The organism is Paenibacillus sp. Aloe-11 (assembly GCF_000245715.1).
In the GTDB taxonomy this organism is placed as follows: domain Bacteria; phylum Bacillota; class Bacilli; order Paenibacillales; family Paenibacillaceae; genus Paenibacillus; species Paenibacillus kribbensis.
This window is the reverse complement of sequence record NZ_JH601050.1, coordinates 815,324-816,792: the sequence shown is the minus strand read 5'-3', so window position 1 is coordinate 816,792 and position 1,469 is coordinate 815,324. Positions and strand designations below refer to the sequence as shown.

The window sequence follows — 1,469 nt, the reverse complement described above, 5'->3', positions numbered from 1 at the left end:
ATTCGCTTCATTCCCCGCAGCAGCAACAAGGTTGGCCGCTTGAGTCCCTTTCAGCATTTCTTTGCCTCCTGCTGCTTGTCCAGCTTCTGCCTGCTTAACAGCAGCAGAGGCATCCTTGGACAATACGGGCGTTTGGCCTTCCGGTGCATCTGCTATCCCTGTGGTGGAAGCACCTGCTGGACTAGCTGATGCTTGGTCAGCTCCCTTTACCGCTGTTGCTTCCCTCACTGGCTGGTCTGTAGATGTTGCTCCTTGTCCTAGCTGCTTTAATACCGTTTCAAGCTCCTGCTCCAGTGATGACAGCAAATTATTTAAAGGAGGACCAAACATCGCTTGCCGCAAGCCGTTAATGCTTTCAGCCGTCAATGGAAGTCCCCGCTGAAAAGCAACCGCCGCCGCCTGTACAAACGTTCCTAATTCTACATTGCCAGGTTGCTTTGCCAAGGCATTTTGCAAAGAAGAGGCATTTTCCGATGTCAATGGCACACCATTTTTTTGCATGGCCTGGATAAGCGCTCTGTTCTGAGCTGTATCCGGCAGTCCCACCGATTCCAATACATCTGCGAGAGCTACGGTTTGCTGTGGTGCATTAGCTGCATCGTTCAAAGGCTTAAGCACCGTCATTCCACTGGGCGAAGCCGGTTGTACCTGAAATGTTGTAGTCTGTCCAGGCTGAAGAGGGGTTTCCAGCTTTGCCCTGACTTGAGAGCCTTGTATTTGCAGCACAGCCTCACCACCGTCCTCAGACACCTTTAATACGATGCCCCTTACGACTTGACCTGGCTGCATATCGAGCTTTTTGACCTCTCCTGCCTTCACATCACCAAGTAATCCACGAAATACAGATCCGATGTTCATATCGCCCCTCCTCTCCTTCATCCCTCTATCAAAAGGGTCTATTTTATTGGGTATACATTATATCGGCATAGTCCCGTTTCGTAATAAGGCTTTACAGATCAAACAGCGTCGGCTGCTCTGTCAGCAAATTGCCCAAAAAACTGCGTCTATGCATCTCCGTAGGCCCTAGCGCCAAAATTTGTTCCCTATGCAGCTTAGTAGCATAGCCTTTATGTATACCGATTCCGTATTCAGGATACTTAGCATCCCATTCGCCTCTGCACAGCCGATCACGGGTAACCTTCGCGATAATAGAAGCCGCCGCAATAGATTGGCTGTTCGCATCTCCCTTAATGATGGACAGCTGAGGAATGGGGACATCCACCTTCTCAGCATCCACAAGCAAATAATCAGGAGATACAGACAGAGCCTCAATAGCCTGCTTCATAGCCAAACGAGCTGCCTGTTTAATATTGATCTCATCAATCGTCCGCGCATTTACATAGCCTACTCCTACAGCAATGGCCTTCTCCATAATCAACTCGTAGTATGCTTCTCTCTTCTTGTCCGTCAGTTTTTTAGAATCATCCACGCCCTCCAGCAGCTCACCTACTGGTAAAATAACGGCTGGA

General features: G+C 49.3%; 1 protein-coding gene and 1 pseudogene. Both read right to left on the bottom strand.

The window, feature by feature from the left end; genetic code table 11:
* A pseudogene (locus WG8_RS09830) lies at positions 1–858 on the bottom strand (DNA ligase); the annotation flags it as partial.
* Positions 859–949: 91 nt separating this feature from the next.
* The coding region (locus WG8_RS09825; RefSeq protein ID WP_007430002.1) for a ribonuclease HII at positions 950–1,469 on the bottom strand (520 nt) is incomplete at its 5' end.